Annotated in this window: 24 protein-coding genes; 17 read left to right on the top strand and 7 right to left on the bottom strand. The window is 65.7% G+C overall.

Annotation, left to right across the window (positions count from 1 at the left end; translation table 11 throughout):
• The first annotated feature begins 331 nt into the window (after window positions 1-331).
• The 10 genes from BMY69_RS06820 (at window position 332) to BMY69_RS19570 (ending at window position 8,493) form a co-directional block, all read left to right on the top strand.
• Entirely contained in the window at window positions 332-631 is a 300-nt protein-coding gene (locus BMY69_RS06820) for a hypothetical protein (RefSeq protein ID WP_090176388.1), read from the top strand.
• Entirely contained in the window at window positions 628-1,368 is a 741-nt protein-coding gene (locus BMY69_RS06815; protein ID WP_090176385.1) for a phage antirepressor KilAC domain-containing protein, read from the top strand. The genes BMY69_RS06820 and BMY69_RS06815 overlap by 4 nt, the downstream gene beginning before the upstream one ends.
• A gap of 73 nt (window positions 1,369-1,441) precedes the next feature.
• The gene (locus BMY69_RS06810; protein WP_177191098.1) at window positions 1,442-4,936 is read left to right on the top strand and encodes a TipJ family phage tail tip protein; all 3,495 of its coding nucleotides are present in this window, start codon (window positions 1,442-1,444) and stop codon (window positions 4,934-4,936) included.
• The gene (locus BMY69_RS06805) at window positions 4,936-5,235 is read left to right on the top strand and encodes a hypothetical protein (RefSeq protein ID WP_090176381.1); all 300 of its coding nucleotides are present in this window, start codon (window positions 4,936-4,938) and stop codon (window positions 5,233-5,235) included. The genes BMY69_RS06810 and BMY69_RS06805 overlap by 1 nt, the downstream gene beginning before the upstream one ends.
• Window positions 5,235-5,930, top strand: coding sequence for a hypothetical protein (locus BMY69_RS06800; protein ID WP_090176379.1), 696 nt, complete (start codon window positions 5,235-5,237; stop codon window positions 5,928-5,930). The genes BMY69_RS06805 and BMY69_RS06800 overlap by 1 nt, the downstream gene beginning before the upstream one ends.
• A gap of 7 nt (window positions 5,931-5,937) precedes the next feature.
• Complete coding sequence (locus BMY69_RS06795; protein ID WP_090176378.1) at window positions 5,938-6,825, top strand: hypothetical protein; 888 nt, start codon at window positions 5,938-5,940, stop codon at window positions 6,823-6,825.
• Window positions 6,822-7,316 (top strand): hypothetical protein, encoded by a 495-nt coding sequence (locus BMY69_RS06790; RefSeq protein ID WP_143070403.1) that lies wholly within the window; start codon window positions 6,822-6,824, stop codon window positions 7,314-7,316. The genes BMY69_RS06795 and BMY69_RS06790 overlap by 4 nt, the downstream gene beginning before the upstream one ends.
• A 34-nt stretch (window positions 7,317-7,350) precedes the next feature.
• Window positions 7,351-8,040, top strand: a complete 690-nt coding sequence (locus BMY69_RS06785) for an SOS response-associated peptidase (protein ID WP_090176372.1) — start codon at window positions 7,351-7,353, stop codon at window positions 8,038-8,040.
• Between the two features lie 64 nt (window positions 8,041-8,104).
• Window positions 8,105-8,284 (top strand): DUF3606 domain-containing protein, encoded by a 180-nt coding sequence (locus BMY69_RS06780; protein WP_090176368.1) that lies wholly within the window; start codon window positions 8,105-8,107, stop codon window positions 8,282-8,284.
• 59 nt (window positions 8,285-8,343) lie between these two features.
• On the top strand, window positions 8,344-8,493 hold the full coding sequence (locus BMY69_RS19570) for a hypothetical protein (RefSeq protein ID WP_177191097.1): 150 nt from the start codon (window positions 8,344-8,346) through the stop codon (window positions 8,491-8,493).
• Window positions 8,494-8,499: 6 nt separating this feature from the next.
• Here the strand turns inward: BMY69_RS19570 and BMY69_RS06770 are convergent, their stop codons facing one another.
• Window positions 8,500-8,781, bottom strand: coding sequence for a hypothetical protein (locus BMY69_RS06770; protein WP_143070402.1), 282 nt, complete (start codon window positions 8,779-8,781; stop codon window positions 8,500-8,502).
• Between the two features lie 165 nt (window positions 8,782-8,946).
• Between BMY69_RS06770 and BMY69_RS06765 the strand changes: the two genes are divergently transcribed.
• Together BMY69_RS06765 and BMY69_RS06760 are read left to right on the top strand one after the other, a co-directional pair.
• Window positions 8,947-9,225, top strand: a complete 279-nt coding sequence (locus BMY69_RS06765; RefSeq protein ID WP_090176360.1) for a hypothetical protein — start codon at window positions 8,947-8,949, stop codon at window positions 9,223-9,225.
• A gap of 93 nt (window positions 9,226-9,318) precedes the next feature.
• The gene (locus BMY69_RS06760) at window positions 9,319-9,642 is read left to right on the top strand and encodes a hypothetical protein (protein ID WP_090176357.1); all 324 of its coding nucleotides are present in this window, start codon (window positions 9,319-9,321) and stop codon (window positions 9,640-9,642) included.
• Window positions 9,643-10,028: 386 nt separating this feature from the next.
• On the opposite strand, the gene BMY69_RS06755 is transcribed toward BMY69_RS06760, so the two are convergent.
• Window positions 10,029-10,217, bottom strand: coding sequence for a hypothetical protein (locus tag BMY69_RS06755; protein WP_090176354.1), 189 nt, complete (start codon window positions 10,215-10,217; stop codon window positions 10,029-10,031).
• On the bottom strand, window positions 10,217-10,384 hold the full coding sequence (locus tag BMY69_RS19565; RefSeq protein ID WP_177191096.1) for a hypothetical protein: 168 nt from the start codon (window positions 10,382-10,384) through the stop codon (window positions 10,217-10,219). The genes BMY69_RS06755 and BMY69_RS19565 overlap by 1 nt, the downstream gene beginning before the upstream one ends.
• A 279-nt stretch (window positions 10,385-10,663) precedes the next feature.
• Between BMY69_RS19565 and BMY69_RS06745 the strand changes: the two genes are divergently transcribed.
• A complete protein-coding gene (locus BMY69_RS06745) occupies window positions 10,664-10,891 on the top strand; it encodes a hypothetical protein (RefSeq protein ID WP_090176348.1) in 228 nt (75 codons plus the stop codon).
• A gap of 324 nt (window positions 10,892-11,215) precedes the next feature.
• Here the strand turns inward: BMY69_RS06745 and BMY69_RS06740 are convergent, their stop codons facing one another.
• Window positions 11,216-11,650, bottom strand: a complete 435-nt coding sequence (locus BMY69_RS06740; protein WP_090176346.1) for a hypothetical protein — start codon at window positions 11,648-11,650, stop codon at window positions 11,216-11,218.
• A gap of 154 nt (window positions 11,651-11,804) precedes the next feature.
• On the opposite strand from BMY69_RS06740, the gene BMY69_RS06735 reads away from it, so the two are divergent.
• Window positions 11,805-12,365, top strand: coding sequence for a GNAT family N-acetyltransferase (locus BMY69_RS06735; protein WP_090176343.1), 561 nt, complete (start codon window positions 11,805-11,807; stop codon window positions 12,363-12,365).
• 15 nt (window positions 12,366-12,380) lie between these two features.
• Here BMY69_RS06735 and BMY69_RS06730 read toward each other — a convergent pair whose 3' ends face one another.
• From BMY69_RS06730 to BMY69_RS06720, 3 genes are all read right to left on the bottom strand, one after another.
• Window positions 12,381-12,641: a hypothetical protein gene (locus tag BMY69_RS06730; RefSeq protein ID WP_090052322.1), complete on the bottom strand. Its 261-nt coding sequence runs from the start codon at window positions 12,639-12,641 to the stop codon at window positions 12,381-12,383.
• 119 nt (window positions 12,642-12,760) lie between these two features.
• Window positions 12,761-12,943, bottom strand: coding sequence for a hypothetical protein (locus tag BMY69_RS06725; protein WP_090176341.1), 183 nt, complete (start codon window positions 12,941-12,943; stop codon window positions 12,761-12,763).
• A 70-nt stretch (window positions 12,944-13,013) separates the two neighbouring features.
• Window positions 13,014-13,367, bottom strand: coding sequence for a hypothetical protein (locus BMY69_RS06720; RefSeq protein ID WP_090176338.1), 354 nt, complete (start codon window positions 13,365-13,367; stop codon window positions 13,014-13,016).
• Window positions 13,368-13,541: 174 nt separating this feature from the next.
• Between BMY69_RS06720 and pilV the strand changes: the two genes are divergently transcribed.
• From pilV to BMY69_RS06705, 3 genes are read left to right on the top strand one after another with little or no spacing between them, the layout of a single operon-like run.
• Complete coding sequence (gene pilV / locus BMY69_RS06715) at window positions 13,542-14,090, top strand: type IV pilus modification protein PilV (protein WP_218143130.1); 549 nt, start codon at window positions 13,542-13,544, stop codon at window positions 14,088-14,090.
• The gene (locus tag BMY69_RS06710; RefSeq protein ID WP_090176332.1) at window positions 14,087-15,439 is read left to right on the top strand and encodes a PilW family protein; all 1,353 of its coding nucleotides are present in this window, start codon (window positions 14,087-14,089) and stop codon (window positions 15,437-15,439) included. The genes pilV and BMY69_RS06710 overlap by 4 nt, the downstream gene beginning before the upstream one ends.
• 22 nt (window positions 15,440-15,461) lie before the next feature.
• The gene (locus tag BMY69_RS06705) at window positions 15,462-16,076 is read left to right on the top strand and encodes a pilus assembly PilX family protein (protein WP_177191095.1); all 615 of its coding nucleotides are present in this window, start codon (window positions 15,462-15,464) and stop codon (window positions 16,074-16,076) included.
• Window positions 16,077-16,078 lie beyond the last annotated feature (2 nt).

Genomic DNA, 16,078 nt, shown 5'->3' with positions numbered 1-16,078 from the left:
AAAAGCAACAAAACTTGCCAAAACTCAACAGGAGAGGAGGGCATGTGGAAAAGGTAGGGCGTGTGTTTCTGTCACTTTCACTTCCGAGTGATCTGAAGGAGTGGCTGGTATGCCGGGCTCGCATCAGTGACAGGTCCGTAAATCGGGAAGCGGTCCGGATCCTCGCGTTGGCTCAGGCCTCGGACAGTAAGAGGCGTTTCACCGACGTACCCGCAAATGAAAAAGCCCCGAAAGCGTTGGCGCGCTCCGGGGCTCAGATCGAAATCCCTAACGAGGAAATTTCTGTGGATAACTCTACAACGTTTCACACCGTAGCGCGAGGTCGCACGCCATGACGGTCCGCGCAACCATATACCGTTCGTACGACGACCGCTGCTTCGAGCCGGCCAAGTGCCTCGCGTTCGTTCAGGGTGAGAACTGGTGGTGCCCGCCGCCTTTGGTCGGCCCCGATCTGGCGCTGCAGCTTTACGGCAAGCAGCTCGCCGTCGACTTCCTGGACTGGGCCGAGGCCACCGGCTGGACTGAGCGCCTGGTCGACATCGTCTCGGCAATGCCTGCCGAGAAGGGCGCCGTCGAGCGCGCCTTCATCGAGTTCATCGCCGGAGCGGCGCCAAAGGGAGCACGTGCATGAAGAACCTGATCGTGGCCCAGGTGGGCATCCGCCGTGACGCTGAGGGTCGCTACAGCCTGAACGACCTGCATCGTGCAGCGGGCGGCGAGAAACGGCACGGCCCGGGCTACTGGCTTGCAAGCCAGCAGACTCAGGACCTCGTAGCCGAACTGACCGATACCGGAATCCCGGTATCGGTCCAGCGTGGCGGGGTGGAGCAAGGCACATTCGTGGTGAAGGAGCTGGTCTACGCCTATGCCATGTGGATCAGCCCGGCATTCCACCTGAAGGTCATCCGGGCCTACGACGCGCCGGAGCCGACGGAGCGCGACATGCTCAAGGCGCTGAACGACCCGGAGCAACTGCGCGGGGTTCTGCTGGGCTATACGGAGAAGGTGCTGGCGCTTGAGGGGCAGGTGAAGGAAATGGAGCCGACCGTGGTGGCGTTTCGTCGCATCGCCGGCGCGGACGGCTCGCTCTGCCTCCGGGAAGCCGCAAAAGCCCTACAGATGCCCGAGCGGAAGCTGGCGCAGTGGATGCACGAGAAAGAGTGGCTCTTCCGCGGACCGAAGGGCGGATGGATGGGCTACGCCGACAAAACGAAGGCGGGCTTCCTGACGCACAAGGTCCATGCTTACTTCGACGAGAAGGTCGGAGAGGACAAGGTCAGCCATCAGGTCCGCGTCACTCCGGCCGGTCTCGCCAAGCTCGCGAAGATGCTTGGCGTCGAACTCGCCGAGGAATACGACGCGGGCTAACCGCAACCAGTCGCCGCTCTGCGGTACCGAACCACCAGGCCCGCCATGTGCGGGCCTCTTTTATGGGACATCCATGGGCCTTGACCTGATCCTCGGCGCCAAGGGCGGCGGCAGCACGCACACGCCCGTCGAAGCGCCGGACACCCTTCGCTCGATCTCCTACTTCCAGATCGAGGACCTGCTTTCGGAGGGCGAGATCGGCGGCCTGGTCAACGGACTGCAGTCGGTGCTGCTGGACGGCACGCCCGTGGCCAACGCCGACGGCACGCTGAATTTCAGCGGCGTATCCGTGCAGATCCGCACCGGCACGCAGGACCAGAGCTACATCCCCGGCTACGGGTCGGTGAAGAACGAGATCGCCGTCTCCACCGAGCTCAAGTCGGATACGCCGTGGGTCCGCGCGCTCAACAACCTCGCGCTCTCGGCCTTCGCCGTGACCCTGCAGGCGGACTCGCTGCAGAAGAGCAACACGAAGAACGGCGACATCAACGGCTACATGGTCCAGTACGCCATCGACGTCTCCACCGACGGCGGCGCGTACCAGACCGTTCTGACCACGGCGTTCAACGGAAAGGCCAGCGGCCCGTACCAGCGCACCCACCGCGTCGACCTGCCGCGGGCGACCCTCGGTTGGAACGTGCGCGTGCGCCGCCTGACGCCGAACGCGAACAGCGCGACCACGGCCGACACGACCCGCGTCGTGTCGATCACCGAGATCGTCGACGCGAAGCTCCGCTACCCGAACACCGCCTACGTCGCCATCAGCGGCGACGCCTCGCAGTTCAGCAACATCCCCGTCCGCTCGTACGTCTGCTGGGGCCGGACGATCCGCATCCCGACGAACTACGACCCGGCGACCCGCTCGTACAACGGCGTGTGGGATGGGTCGTTCAAGATCGGCTGGACGGACAACCCGGCGTGGATCCTGTACGACCTCGTCGTGAACGACCGCTACGGGATCGGCGACCTCGTCGATGCCTCGCTGATCAACAAGTGGGAGCTGTACCGGATCGCCCAGTACTGCGACCAGCTCGTGCCAGACGGGCAGGGCGGGCAGGAGCCGCGCTACCGCTGCACGGCCTACCTGCAGTCGCGCGAAGACGCCTTCCGGCTGCTCGGCGACGTGGCTTCCGTGTTCAGCGGCGTCAGCTACTGGATGGGCAGCGCGATCACGACCGTCGCGGACATGCCGCAGGACCCGGTCTACACCTACACCGCGGCCAACGTGATCGACGGCCGGTTCACCTACCAATCGAGCGCGCGGAAGACACGGTTCTCGACCGCGCAGGTGACGTGGAACGACCCGTCGAACAACTTCAAGCAGCGCGTCGAGTACGTCCCCGACAACGACGCGATCGCGCGCTATGGCGTCCAGCCGACCGAGTTCGTCGCCTTCGGCACCACGAGCCAAGGGCAGGCGCACCGGCGCGGCCTGTGGGCGCTGACGACGAGCCAGTACGAAACCGACTCGGTGACGTTCGCCGTGGGCCTCGAGGGCCTGCGCGCGGCGCCGGGGCAGATCATCCGGGTGCAGGACCCGAAGCGCGCTGGCATGCGGCAGGCGGGCCGCCTGAGCGACGCTGCGGCCGGGTGGGTACTCGTCGACCGCGAGCCGGGTCAGGTCGCCGTCGGTGACACCCTGACGGTCCACCTGCCCAATGGCACGGCGCAGACGCGCACGATCAGCCAGATCGACGGCCGGAAGCTCTACGTGGGCCAGGGCTTCACCGACGTGCCCGTGCCTCAGTCGGTATGGACGGTGGAGAGCGACGAGCTGGTGAACCAGACCTTCCGCATCCTCAGCGTGTCGGAGGACTCGGGGCAGGGCGAGATCCGCTTCACGATCACGGCCGTGCAGCACAACGCGAGCAAGTTCGCGCATATCGACAGTGGCGCGACGATCCAGATTCCGCCGATTAGCACGCTGCCAACCGGCGCCCAGAAGCCGCCGACGAACGTCCGCGTATCGGGGCACGTCGTGGTGGAGCAGGGCATCGCGAACAACGTAATGACGATCGAGTGGGACGCGGCCGAGAGCGCGGTCACCTACAAGGTCGAATGGCAGAAGGACAACGGCCAGTGGATTCAGGCCGGCACGGTGCCGACCACGTCGGTCGACATCGTGGGCGTCTACACCGGCACGTATATCGCGCGCGTCACCGCGTTCAACGTCGGTCGCACGCCGTCGATCGCGGCGCTCAGCGCGGCCACGCCAATCACGGGCAAAACCGGCGAGCCGCCGCGCCTCACCACGCTGACGACGACGTCCTTGCCGTTCGGCATCGGGCTCGACTGGACGTTCCCGCCGAACGCCACGGACACCCAGCGCACCGAGATCTGGGCGAGCGAGACGCCCGTGCGCCCGGACGCGCAGGACACGGTCGCTTACCACCTCGGCGACTACGCGTACCCGGGCAACCACACCGAATTGCACGGCCTGTCCGGCGGCGCATCGTTGTTCTTCTGGGGGCGTATCGTCGACAAGGCTGGCAACGTCGGCGGCTGGTATCCGGAGAGCGGCGCGGTCAACGGCCAGACGATCTCCGATCCGGAAGACCCTGCGATGCAGGCGTACTGGGCGGGCCTGATCGGGCGTAGCGCGCTTACGGCCCAGCTGCTGGCCGATATCGATGCCGCGGCCGCGTTCGGCGAGTACGTGAACGCGCCGGAGTGGGCCACGGGAACGGCCTACGCCGCTGGCACCATCGTGAGTGACGGCGGCCGCCTATGGCGCGCCGCGCAGGCGGTCCCCGCCGGCGGCGCGAAGCCGGGGACCAATCCGGCGTTCTGGGAGGACATCGGTACCGTGGAGCAGACCGCCTATGGGCAAGCGGCGGCCATCCATGACACCACGTTGCTGGTCGACGAGCTCGATGGCGAGGTGCAGGCGACGGCATCGCGCACCGACGCCGTCTACGCGCAGGTCAACCCGAAGTCCGCCGGCGAATACACCGGGCCGGGCGATGATGCTGGCGATTGGGAAACCATGCCCTTCGCTGGCTGGTACACCTACACCGTCGCGCAGGTGACGGCCGATCGCGCGCTCGCCCAGCAGACCGAGATCGTGCAGGCGACGGTTGCGGGATATTCGGCCTCGATCGAGCAGGTGAGCCGCACCACGGCGGCGCTGGACGGAAAGGTCTCGGCCAGCTACGTCATCAAGACGCAGGTCGCCGCCAATGGCCAGCGCTACATGGCTGGCATCGCGCTCGGCGTCGATTACAGCGGCGGCGATGTGACGTCTCAGGTCATCGTCAACGCCGGTACGTTCGCGGTCATCAACGCCACCGACGGGTCGATACCGGTCACGTACCCGTTCGTGATTCAGGGCGGCCAGGTGTTCATCAGCCAGGCGCTCATCGGCACGGGCTGGATCACCAACGCGATGATCGGCAACCAGATCGCGTCGACGGCGCTGATTAATGGGCTGCCGGTGTGGGAGCTTAACAAGTCCGGGCTTCGCGTAGTCCGCGGCAACGTCCACACGATCAACGAGGACTCCACGAGCTGGCGCCTCATCAACAACGCGAACGGCGTCGTGGTGGTCGAGCTGGGGGACCTGGGCTGATGGCGGTCGGGCTACGCGTGCGCGACCCCGACACGGGGCAGGAGCTGATCACGCTTACCACCCACCTCACCAAGGTATTGGGGACCTTCAACACCGGCACATCGGACGGGGCGATCGCTGACGGCAACCTCGCCAACGGCACGCCATTTTTCGCGACGATGCCATCCGGTGACGCGTCGAGCGGATCGATCCCGCCCACGATCGTCGCCAGCTCGACGGGCATCACGTGGTCCTGGCCATCGGGCATTGGGTCAGGCTACCGCCGATCCGTCGATGTCACCTATGGGTTCTGGACCTGATGGCCGTCGGATTTCGAGCACGTAACGCGGCCAACGCGATCCAGATCGATCAGACCTATCGCAATCTCGCACTGCGCGCGAAGGGCACGCTGCAAGCAACGACTCCATGGCAAAACACATGGCGCATCGCGACCGTGACGTTGGGTGGGAACGCGCCGGTCATCGCATGGCGCTGCAATAACCCGTGTGCCATGGTCGGCGCGACGCGGTCGGGGAACAACACCACGTACACGTTCATGGTGGCCGCGACCTCCGGAACCATCGAGTGGTGGCTGTTCGATGAGCCCATCTACGGAGCCGTGTCCGGCCGCGTCGGCCTTCGGATCAGGAACCCAACCACTGGCGTCACCGTCTTCGATTCCAGGCAGCGCTACATGCGCATCATCGGAAGCGTCAACGGCAACCTGACCAACGGGTTCCCGTCGGGAACCACCACCTATTCCGGCTCGCCCGCGATCGTCTCCGGAAACATGGCGTACTTCTACCAATCGCAGGTGGTCGGCGCCCCGGGCGGTCCACCGCCGTACCCGTGGATCGATTTCGTGACCTACCCGATGGCCGTGGTGGCAGGCCAACAGGTGACGTGGTCAGGGCAGATGAGCCCGGCGGCCGATCACCCCGCAAGCCAGCCATTCAACAACTCGTCCCGTCAGGACGCATACAACTACCTCGTCGTCGACGTGGCAAACAGCTGAGGCATGCATGGCAATTTCGCGTATCGACTTTCGGCCCACGGCGCAGGGTGGCGACAACGGCACCGCCGCCCTGATGAAGCTCGACCAGAACTGCGCCGATCTCGATCTGCGACTTTCACCCGTGGAAGCTATCGTCGTCGCCCAGGGAGGTCGGAGCCTCCTTCTGAACGGCGACCTACGCGTGAATCAGGCCGCGTTCGCGGGTGGAGCGATGGGAGCAAACACCTACGGTTACGACATGTGGCGCACCGTCGGTGCTGGGGCAACCTTCGCGCTCTCGTCGGACCGGACGACGATCACCCTGACCGGGACGATAGCGCAGGTGCTGGAAACCCCAGACATCGCGAACGCTACGGTCACGGTATCGGTGTGGAACCCTTCGGCGCCCATCACGGTGAAGCTTCAGCCCGACGGATCAACCGCCACCACGGCCACGGGAACCATTCCTGCCGGGGCAGGGAAGCAGTCGGTGACGCTAGTCGTTCCGTCCTCGCTGACGAGCAACGTATTCATGCTTCTGTCGACCGCGGGAGCGACGTCGTTCGACGGACCGGCAAAGCGCCGAGGTGTCCAGCTCGAGCTTGGCTCGTTCGCGACGAATTTTGAGCGCCGCCATATCGCGGTGGAGCTCGCGGCCGCCCAGCGCTACTACGAGGCAGGGCGTCAGAACGCGGACTTCTACATGATCGCGAACCAGACGGCGACGTTCACGGCATCGTTCAAGGTCCAGAAGCGGGCGGTCGCCGCGATCAATGCCGCCTACTCCTACACGGCGAACTCGTTCAACGGCATCGCCGACAACATCACGGTGAACGGTTTCCGTTACGGCGCGGCGGCTACGGCCAGCGGCCTGACGGCGTTCGCACTCAACTGGACGGCGGACGCGCGGTTATGAGTATGACCCGATACCAGCAGACCCACGACCCGGCATTCGTACTCGACAGGGCGACCGGGACACTGGTGCCGATCGACGGCGGCCTCCTCGGCGACTTGTACCGAGCGTGGATCGATGCCGGCAACGTGCCGGACCCAGTACCGACGCCTTCTTTCGACGACTACGTTGCCAGGTTCACGCCCGGTCTGCAGGCGTGGATGGAGCTCACAGCGCAGACCAACGCCTACGACTCCGTGCTCTCGTGCGTGTCCTACAAGGATTCGGGCGTGCCGCAGTTCGCCGGCGATGCCGCGGCGATGATCGCCTGGCGCGACGCGCTGTGGCGCTGGGCATCGCAGTGGCAGGCCGGCTTCAATGGCCAGCTGCCCGACCCGATCCCCACGCTCGAGGAGGTGATCGCGCTGGCACCGCAGCCCGAGGCCTTCGGCTGGCTCGTGCACGCGCCGGGGACCATCATCGAGGTGCACGCGCCGATCGAGCAGCCGGCCTGACACCGTCGTCACGGCGCGGCGGTATGCTGCGGCCATGTGCGGACGCTACGCCACCTTCGGACCCGTCAGCCTGAGCCGCGAGGCTCGCGAGGTGCTGGACCAGCTAGAGCTGGACATCATGAGCGAGATCCACCTGCGCGAGGACCAGTTCAACATCGCGCCGACTCAGAAGGCGCTGGTGGTCGCGCACGGGCAGCGGGGCTACGAGGCTAAGGCGTTCCGCTGGGGTCTCGTCCCGTCCTGGTCGAAGGACCTGAAGCTCGGCGCGAAGACGATCAACGCGCGCGCCGAGACGGTGGCCACAAAGCCCTCGTTCCGGAACGCATTCAAGAAGCGCCGGTGCCTGGTGCCGGCGAGCGGCTACTTCGAGTGGAAGGGCGAGTCGCCGAACAAGCAGCCGTACTTCATCCACGACCCAGCCGGTCACCTGCTGATGTTCGCCGGGCTGTGGGAGGGCTGGCGCGCCTCGGACGCCGAGGACTGGACCCACACCTTCACCATCATCACCGGCGAGCCTGGGAGGGTCTCCGGCGATATCCACGACCGGCAGCCCGTGATCCTCCCGCCCGACCTCTGGGAGGTGTGGATGGACGGCTCGCCCGAGGACGCTGGCGCAACGCTGGCGGCGGCCCCTGAGGCCGACCTCGTCTACTACCCCGTGCCGAAGGCCGTGGGCTCCCCGAAGAACAAAGGCCCCGAGTTAGTAAGGCCAGTCAGCCTTTAGAAAACTTTCGCGAAGAGTCGACGGCTGGATCAGGACGCTCAGGACCACTACGGGAGAGGTCATCATGAGCGACGACAAGAGCAACCGCGGGCCCGCCGACGCGCAGCGCATCAACGTGAACGAGGACTACGAGGTCCAGTACTGGACCCGCGTGCTCGACGTGTCCGAGGAGGAGCTCCGCGCGGTCGTGAAGCGGGTCGGAGTCATGGCCGCGGACGTGCGGAAGGCGCTCGGCAAGGCATGATGGACGTAGTCATCTACGTGGCTCGTCCCACGACGGATCGAGGGTTGTGGCGGGTGACGATGAACAAACGCACCGAGCACTTCTACGCGTCCGAGGACGACGCCGTCACTGCGGCCGTCGTTCTTGCGCAGTTCTTTGAGAGCGCGGGCGAGGAAGTGATCGTGAAGTCGGAGCAGGCGGACGGCTCCTGGAGCGTCCTGCGCTCCTGACGGTCGTCAGAGCGGATCGAAGCCGACCACGTCGAGAGTGATAGCGAGGCGGTTCATTGCCTCGCCATACCCGGGTTTCGGAAGCGTACCCGGATCACCCAGGGCCTCGAGGAGTAGTGCGGCGGCGAACGCCACGTCCACCAGTCCGGCGGCATCGGCCCTGGCCGCGGCGAGCTGGGACCGGAAGCGGGCTTCGTCGAAGTCGCGCGCGAGGGCCGCGTCACCGGCGGCGGCCGCATCGCACACGATCTCTGCGATGGTCAGCACATGGTCTTCGCGAATTTTCACGGGAGCGTGCCTCATGTCGGTAGCGCGGGCCGGCGTGCGCTGGCATTCAAAGCTCTCGTTGAGCTGATGTGAGCTCGGTTGTGAATTCGGGCAGGATAGCTTTTGCACAGACATGGTCCGCGCCCTCGGGTAGTCTGCCATTTTGGGGACGGTGCGACTGGACACATGCCGGGACAGGTATCGGCTAACTGGGAAGATACCCTCGCGAGCGCGCTCGACAGCGTAGAACGCTGCCTGGACCGCGGGGACCGCGAAGGCGCATCGGCCGGGCTCGGCACGCTGGCCTCCGTGGCGATCGCATTTCGGTGCGACCAAGTTGCCGCTCGAGCGCAGCGACTGAAGTACGCGCTCGATTCCGGGCGCCTCGGCAACCGCGAGTTGGCCTATCAGCTCGGTGAGTTGCTCTTCGAGATTCGCTGCTACGCCGCCCTTCGCCAGCCATGAGGTGAAGCCCCTAGGAACCTGGTGCCGCCATCGCTATGCGGCGTGCCGCGATGTCCAGCTCTATGAGACTCGCCGCGCGTATCGTCCCGCGCCATGTCCACCGTCACCTGGTACAAGCCGTCCGATGCCCTCAGTGCGCCGCTGCCGCAGATCTACGGCGCGGCGGAGAACGGCGTGCCGTTCGTGATGATCCGAGAGCTGGCGCACGGCACGCAGTGGAGGGTGAGCCTTTTCCCGGACGGGGACCGGGACGCGTCGATCGAGGCGCGGGCGGGCTCGGAGCGGCAGGCAAAGCGCATGGTGGAGCGGTGGGCCGCCTGCCGGCGGATCGAGCCGAAGCCGATGGACCGGACGCGCCGTGTGACGCCCCACGGGCTTCCGCCGCGGAAGCCGAAAGGCGCGGAGGATCGCTCATGAGGTCCGGGCGTTAATCTGACGAGTCCGGCGCGCGATCCTCCTCCAAGGGTTGACGGGCACGGCCGGGCACGTTCTCCTGGTCCATCCAGCCACGCGCGAACCTGAGCCGGTGCTCGACGGCTCGCGCGAAGATTTCAGGGATCACCGACTCGGTTTCGACCATGAGTCGGAGCTTGCTTGGTGGGACGATATTCCCAAGAAAACGTGCCTGTTCTTCGGGTGTTGTAAGTCCTTCCCTGTGCAACAGATTCAGTACGCGCACCAGATTCTGGCGGCGTATGTCTGCGATCCCCATCCCCACCTCATTTCAGTGTCCCGTCCAGACGGATGTTAGAAGGCGATCGCAATGGCATCCATGACACCTTAGGGCAGGTTGCCGAATTTGCTTATTGACCCCTCAAGGCGGCCTCGTAGCGCTCGGCCTGGCATTTTGGGCACTCGCCGCGGCGTAGGCCGGCCATCGTGCGCTGCCACGGGTTGTAGCCGCCATGCGTCGGACAGATCACCCAGGCGTTCTCGATCTCGCGCTTCGACTGGCGCGAGCGCGCGCGTTCGGTGCGGCCGTAGTACGCCATCAGCGCGTCCGGGCGGTGGCCGGCGGAAAGCAGGTGGGGCAGAGGGAGGCGTCGCGATAGCGCTGGCGGTGCTTCTGGCAGAACCGGAAGCCTGGGCCGCCGCTGACGTAGTTGCTGCGCTCGCGGCGCTCTTCGCGCTCGCGTCGGTTCGATCGGCTGAAGGTCATGTGGTCATTTTCTGACCACTTGGTCTCACCGGTCGCGACCGTCACGTCGGGGTAACCCTCGGTCTGTCAATGATGTTGCTCGCCAAAGGCCCCGCCCATGACACCTTCTCGCCAGGTCGTTTCACCCGCAGACATCACCAAGGTGAACGTCTGCCTCCGTTCGGACATGTCCTACTGGACGAGAGTGCTTGGTGTCTCCGAACTCGCGCTACGCCAGGCGGTGCGAACGGTCGGGGAGAACTCGTGGGACGTTCGCGCTGAGCTCCGTCGGAGACGCAGTTGAAAGACGTGTGGAAGCCGCGCCGGGTGTTCATTTGCTTCCCGGGCATCAACGAGCGTGTCTGGCGTGTTCTCTGGCAGGGCGAGACCCAGTCGTTCAATTCGGAGGGCCGCGCCGTGGAGTTCGCACTTGAGTGCGCCGCCAGCGGTGGCGGCACGCGTGTGGTCGAGATCATGCAGGAGACCGCATCCGGTGGATGGCGGCATCTCAACCTACCGGGAAGATAGGCGGCCCAGCCCTCGCACCTATCGCGAGAAGGGGCGGACCCAACGGATGCCAATTGTGAGTACGGCTGTGAGTAGGTCGAGCGTCATCGGATGTAGAGGCGTTGGGGCGCAACGCCTGCGCCGTGAACTTCGATTCCTATTTCCGCACCACGCATTCGCCCAGGGTCGCAAGATCAGGGCACGAAAAACCCGCCAACAGGCGGGTTTTTTTATGGGCCGCGACGGGGCGCTCGCGGCAAGCCCCATCACGCTGTTGGAGCGCACCTGGGCGCGATGGGGTGCTTGCCGCAAGCAGCCATCGCGCCCAGGTGCGCTCCAACGGCGCTATGCCGCGAGGCGCGTGGCGTCTTTCAGGAACCGCAGGCCGATCGAGAGGGCCATGTCGTAGCCGGCGATGGCGTTGCCGGGCACGACGACGCTCACGAGCGAAGGGTGGCCGGGTGCGAGCGACGAGGCGTCGGTCGCGGCGCTGCGATCGTGGACTTCGATGTAGGGAACGCGCAGCGCGGATAGCGCGTCGCGGACCGGGTCGACCAGCGCGCTGGGCAGCTGCTCGGCGTCGACGTCGAGAAGGAGCAGCTCGGCATCGTCGCCGGGTGCTTCGAGGCATCCGCTGAGCTGCGCGAAGGTGTCGCAGCGGCGCCAGGCGAGATCGACGCCGGCCGCCTGCGCGCGTTCCCACAGACGGCACATCGCCGAGCTGCCTGGGTCTGGCGTATCCGACTCGGCGTGCGGTCCGGTGATGACGACGATCGACATCGATGCGTTCCTTGAATGGGGGACGCCAGTTTCCACGCGGGGTGCGTAAAAAAGCTGCGCCGGACGGGCGCTTTCCGGGTAAGCGCTGCGTAAAGTTTCGGCGGCCGTCGATGGCCGGCTTGCCTTACGCCGTCCGAGCGCCGACGATGCGGCGATGAACGGACCTCTCTTTACCTCTCACACGACTCCCAGGCTGCTGCTCGACCGGCTTCAGCCTTCCGATGGACCCATCCTGTTCGCGTATCGCGGTGACGACGCCGTCGCGCGGTACCAAGGCTGGAAGCCGGCCACGCCCGTCGAAGCGGACGATTTCATCGCCCGCCAGAGCGGACAGGCGTTCGCCGTGCCGGACAGCTGGTTCCAGCTCGCGGTTCGCGACCGCGGAACGGGCAACCTCGTCGGGGACCTGGGCATCCATTTTCCCGCGACGGTCGACGACGCGATCGAATTCGGCGTATCGCTGCGGCCCGAGTGTCAGGGCAGGGGATACGCCCGCGAGGCCATGGCCGCGATGCTGACGCTGGCGTTCGGCGAGTGGGGGTATCGCCGCGCCGTCGGCTCCGTCGATCCGAGGAACGTGGCGAGCATCGCGCTCTTACGGTCGCTGGGCTTCCGGCAGGAGGCCCACCATGTGGAGAGCTACCGCTTCCGTGGCGAATGGGTGGACGACATGATTTTCGCGATGCTGGCGCGGGAGTGGCCGGCGGCCGGCTAGGGCGCCTCTCTACAGTCAGGCGGCGGCGAGTCGCGCGACCACGGCCGCGCTCGGCGGCGGCAGGTGAAGGAGGGCGGCCTCCGGGAGGTAGCGCCAGTCGCTCAGGCGGCGCGGCAACTTCGCTTCAGGAAACGCGGCCCGCAGATCGCGGATCGCGTCTTCCGGCGTGTCGTAGCGGCCTGCCTCGCGATCGCCAAACAACGCGCGCCAGCGATGACCGTGGCGAACGATGCGGAAAGGTGCGTTGGCGGAAGTGAAGACGTACTGGGCGAGCATGGAATGAAACTCCGTTCTTAGCCCGCTCATTCTCCGCGCGTTTTCGTGACCACTTCGTGTTGCCGAGGCGACGCCGGTGTGTCGGAGCACATCCCGGCGTCGTGTCGGTGGTCATTCGTTCAGTCGGGTGCTTTCGCCGGCACGAAGGGCGAAACCGGATCGCTGGCCGGGAACGTCTCTTCCAATGCCTGATCCTGGTTATCGCTGGCGTGCTCCTTGCGCTCTTTTTTCTCTGCCTCAGTTTCCTTGCGGCCGGGCTGGCCGTGGTCGGGGTGCGTCACATCCTGGCGGTCGTGCGACATGGGCCTGATCCTCGTCATGATGAAGGGACCATGGAGCGCTGACTGCCGTGAAAGCGTCGTCAGCCTCTCGTCAGGGTACGGACAGCACCCTGTCGACGATTGCCTGCGAGCGCGGGCAGACCCGTTGGGCCAGCTCGCTTGTGTCGCTGTCGTTCTGTCGCACGCCGTTGATGATGTCGATCGCCTGCTTTTCGCCGGCGTGGTAGGGCGCGCTGCCGCTACCGCCCGGGCTGAGTGTGTCGAGCTTCTGTCGGAAGGCCTGGAGATTCGCGGGGGGCATGCCGCATAAGCTCGCCGCATAGGCAGCCGCCATCCCCGCGTCGTCCAGATAGACGCCCGACGGAAGTCGCGTCGTCGACTGTCCCATCGCCAGGCCCGTCCACGCTGTGCCGGCGATCAAAACGATGGTCAAGGTCACGCGCATGGTGTTCCCCAGGTCGTCGCCCCGGAAGCAGGGCGGTACGGGGTGTCATCCTAGCGCGAGTGCCGACCCTCGTCGGGCCACTCGTCGGCGAGCCACTACCGCTTGTCGGAAGTCCCTTGCGACCTGTGGGCGCCGGGCTAGTCTACGGTCAGGGAAAATGCAGGGGGAGCCGACGTGGCCAGAATTCGTTCCCGTCGCGGTATGCGCGGCGTGTCGCTGATCGAAGTGCTGATGGCCGTGCTGATCTTCAGCCTGGGCCTCATCGGCCTCGCCGGCCTTCTGATCGTCTCGACGCGGTCGAACCAAACGGCGTTTGTGCGCACGCAGGTAACGTTTCTCGCCAGCAGCATGGCGGATCGCATGCGGGCCAACCCGTACGGTCTGTGGAAGGATTATTACTCCGACACCTTCCCCTACACGACAGGCACCGTCCCGAAGTGCGACGTATCGGCGGCGTGCGGTCCGGAAGACATTGCCAAGCGCGACAAGCTTCTGTGGACGTCCCAGCTCAAGGCGTTCCTGCCAGGGCTCGGCCCGAGCACCATCGCCTGCACGAAAGCCACGGACATGTCCTATGACCCGACCGCGGTGATCGCCATGCGGCCGCCTTTCGGCGGCACCTGCACGATGATCATCACGTGGGCCGAGCGCGGCTACGGCAGCACGGACGACAACACCGCAGACGGTAGCCTCCAGTCCTTTACCTGGGTGTTCCAACCATGACCGTGCGTACCTTCCATCTTCGAGCCATGCGCGGCGTGACCCTCATCGAACTGATGGTCGCGCTGGTGCTTGGACTGCTGGTTTCCGGTGGCATCATCACGCTATTCCTGTCGACGTCGAGCAGTAACCGGGTGCAGACGCAGCTTGCGCGTATCCAGGAAGACGGCCGGTTCGCCCTCGGCCAGCTCACCGACGACCTCGCCGCCGCGAACGGCATGTATTGCAACAACACCGGCGGCATCGCCAGCTCGACGTCGTCGGGCCTGGCACTGGATGGATTGCGGACGCCACGCGTGCTCGCAAAATCGCTGCTGCCCGCCATGTTCGAGAACACCAGCAAGTGGGGCGAGAAGTCGGGCGAGATCACCTATCCCGCCGCGCCGACGGCCGCGTACCCCATGCCGTCGTTCATGTTCATGCGTGGGTACAACTGCACGGGCACGGCGGCGTGTCTGCCGATCCCTGTCGCCTTCCTTGGCGGCGATCTCGACACGGCAGGCACGGCGGTCGGCAATCGGGTCATCGGCACCGATGTCCTGACCATGCGCTATCTCGATGTGTCGCGTGGCTGGCGTCTGGGCGACACCAGCAAGGTGACGTCGGTCGGTACCGCGCTGACGCAGATCGATCTGGCGCCCACGGCAGGTGAGCCGCCTGTCACCGATTTCAAGAGCCCCATGGCCCTGGTGGCCGACTGCTCCGGTGCGCAGGTGTTCGCCGTTACGGGTAACAAGACGAAGACCATCAAGCCCGACGCCACGAACAACTTCTCGGCACCTCAGCCGCCGCAGCCGCAATCGGCGTCGCGCCTGTACGACTTCGTCGACGACATGCAGACGGTTACCTACTATGTGCAGGTCGTCAGTGACGACGGCTCGGCGACCGGCGTGAAAACGGGCGCCCTCATGCGCCGGGTCAATGGCAACACGGTTTCCGTGCCCGATCAGGAGCTGGTCCGCGGCGTTGAGCGTTTGACATTCCGTTACGGTGTCGAGGACGCGAAAGGCAATGTGAAGTTTCTGACGGCCGATCAGGTGGACAAGCGGACCGATTGTCCGCCGACGGCCAGCACGCTGTCACCGACGGATCCGGGTTGCGCGTGGCGCGCGGTCAAGAGCATCGAAGTCTCGTTGCTGCTTGCGAGCCAGATGAGCATGCCCAACCTGACGGCCCCCGAAACGGCCTTCGTCTATACCCCCGACTCGGCCAACGGCACCTACGCGCCGGTGGATCCCGCGAGCGCCACGACGGCGAGCCTCGCGATCAAGCCGACCGCGCAGGGGTTCGAGACGCGACGCCTTCGTCGTCAGTTCACCTCGCTGGTGATGCTGCGTAATTACAACCCCTGACGCGATGCGTTCCGGAGTGCACATGAAAACCATCCCTTCCCGAATGATCGTGCCGCCGCCTGGCGCCCAGCGGGGCGTCGTGCTGGTGGTCGCGCTGATCTTCCTTCTGTTGATCACGATCCTCGCCATGGCGGCGTCGGGCACGTCGCTGATGCAGCTACGGCTCGTCGGCGGTCTGCGCAGCTCGCAGCTCGCGGATTTCGGCGCGGAATCGGCGTTGCGCGGTGCGGAATGGCGCCTGTGGACAGCAAGCAACACGACGCCGATGGCCTGCACCACGTCGGGCCCCGTCTGCTACAAGTACGACGCCACCATCACGAATGCCGACGTCGAGAAGTTCCGCAACGCCAAGGGCTGGGATGCCACCGCCAGCACGACGTATTCGGCGGGCACTCTCACCAAGGCCAGCACCGACAATACGTTCAAGCTCACGAAGGATCCTGTGTACCTGATCGAAGACCTGGGCGTGGAGCTGCCTCCCGGTTCCGGCACGCAGCACGAATCGGGTCAGTCCGCGCCCGGCACTGGAAACACCAGCGTCGACAGTCACGTCTATCGCATCACCGCCCGATCGACAGGCGCGAACGACAACACCGTTCGTGCCCTCGAGACGACGTTCGCGGCCAAGGCCAACTGAGG

Source organism: Luteibacter sp. UNC138MFCol5.1, assembly GCF_900110505.1.
Lineage (GTDB): Bacteria > Pseudomonadota > Gammaproteobacteria > Xanthomonadales > Rhodanobacteraceae > Luteibacter.
The sequence above is the reverse complement of the archived record's forward strand: the minus strand, read 5'-3'. Positions and strand labels throughout refer to the sequence as shown.

Bases quoted from the DNA above. Each gene is read 5' to 3' on its own strand.
- BMY69_RS06740 (WP_090176346.1), bottom strand. From the start codon at position 11,650: ATGTCGATCGTCGTCATCACCGGACCGCACGCCGAGTCGGATACGCCA.
- BMY69_RS06815 (WP_090176385.1), top strand. From the start codon at position 628: ATGAAGAACCTGATCGTGGCCCAGGTGGGCATCCGCCGTGACGCTGAG.
- BMY69_RS06805 (WP_090176381.1), top strand. From the start codon at position 4,936: ATGGCGGTCGGGCTACGCGTGCGCGACCCCGACACGGGGCAGGAGCTG.
- BMY69_RS06785 (WP_090176372.1), top strand. From the start codon at position 7,351: ATGTGCGGACGCTACGCCACCTTCGGACCCGTCAGCCTGAGCCGCGAG.
- BMY69_RS06710 (WP_090176332.1), top strand. From the start codon at position 14,087: ATGACCGTGCGTACCTTCCATCTTCGAGCCATGCGCGGCGTGACCCTC.
- BMY69_RS06725 (WP_090176341.1), bottom strand. From the start codon at position 12,943: ATGTCGCACGACCGCCAGGATGTGACGCACCCCGACCACGGCCAGCCC.
- BMY69_RS06780 (WP_090176368.1), top strand. From the start codon at position 8,105: ATGAGCGACGACAAGAGCAACCGCGGGCCCGCCGACGCGCAGCGCATC.
- BMY69_RS06810 (WP_177191098.1), top strand. From the start codon at position 1,442: ATGGGCCTTGACCTGATCCTCGGCGCCAAGGGCGGCGGCAGCACGCAC.
- BMY69_RS06730 (WP_090052322.1), bottom strand. From the start codon at position 12,641: ATGCTCGCCCAGTACGTCTTCACTTCCGCCAACGCACCTTTCCGCATC.
- BMY69_RS06790 (WP_143070403.1), top strand. From the start codon at position 6,822: ATGAGTATGACCCGATACCAGCAGACCCACGACCCGGCATTCGTACTC.
- BMY69_RS06735 (WP_090176343.1), top strand. From the start codon at position 11,805: ATGAACGGACCTCTCTTTACCTCTCACACGACTCCCAGGCTGCTGCTC.
- BMY69_RS06800 (WP_090176379.1), top strand. From the start codon at position 5,235: ATGGCCGTCGGATTTCGAGCACGTAACGCGGCCAACGCGATCCAGATC.
- BMY69_RS06755 (WP_090176354.1), bottom strand. From the start codon at position 10,217: ATGGCGTACTACGGCCGCACCGAACGCGCGCGCTCGCGCCAGTCGAAG.
- BMY69_RS19565 (WP_177191096.1), bottom strand. From the start codon at position 10,384: ATGACCTTCAGCCGATCGAACCGACGCGAGCGCGAAGAGCGCCGCGAG.
- BMY69_RS06820 (WP_090176388.1), top strand. From the start codon at position 332: ATGACGGTCCGCGCAACCATATACCGTTCGTACGACGACCGCTGCTTC.
- BMY69_RS06720 (WP_090176338.1), bottom strand. From the start codon at position 13,367: ATGCGCGTGACCTTGACCATCGTTTTGATCGCCGGCACAGCGTGGACG.
- BMY69_RS06705 (WP_177191095.1), top strand. From the start codon at position 15,462: ATGAAAACCATCCCTTCCCGAATGATCGTGCCGCCGCCTGGCGCCCAG.
- BMY69_RS06760 (WP_090176357.1), top strand. From the start codon at position 9,319: ATGTCCACCGTCACCTGGTACAAGCCGTCCGATGCCCTCAGTGCGCCG.
- BMY69_RS19570 (WP_177191097.1), top strand. From the start codon at position 8,344: ATGAACAAACGCACCGAGCACTTCTACGCGTCCGAGGACGACGCCGTC.
- BMY69_RS06795 (WP_090176378.1), top strand. From the start codon at position 5,938: ATGGCAATTTCGCGTATCGACTTTCGGCCCACGGCGCAGGGTGGCGAC.
- BMY69_RS06765 (WP_090176360.1), top strand. From the start codon at position 8,947: ATGCCGGGACAGGTATCGGCTAACTGGGAAGATACCCTCGCGAGCGCG.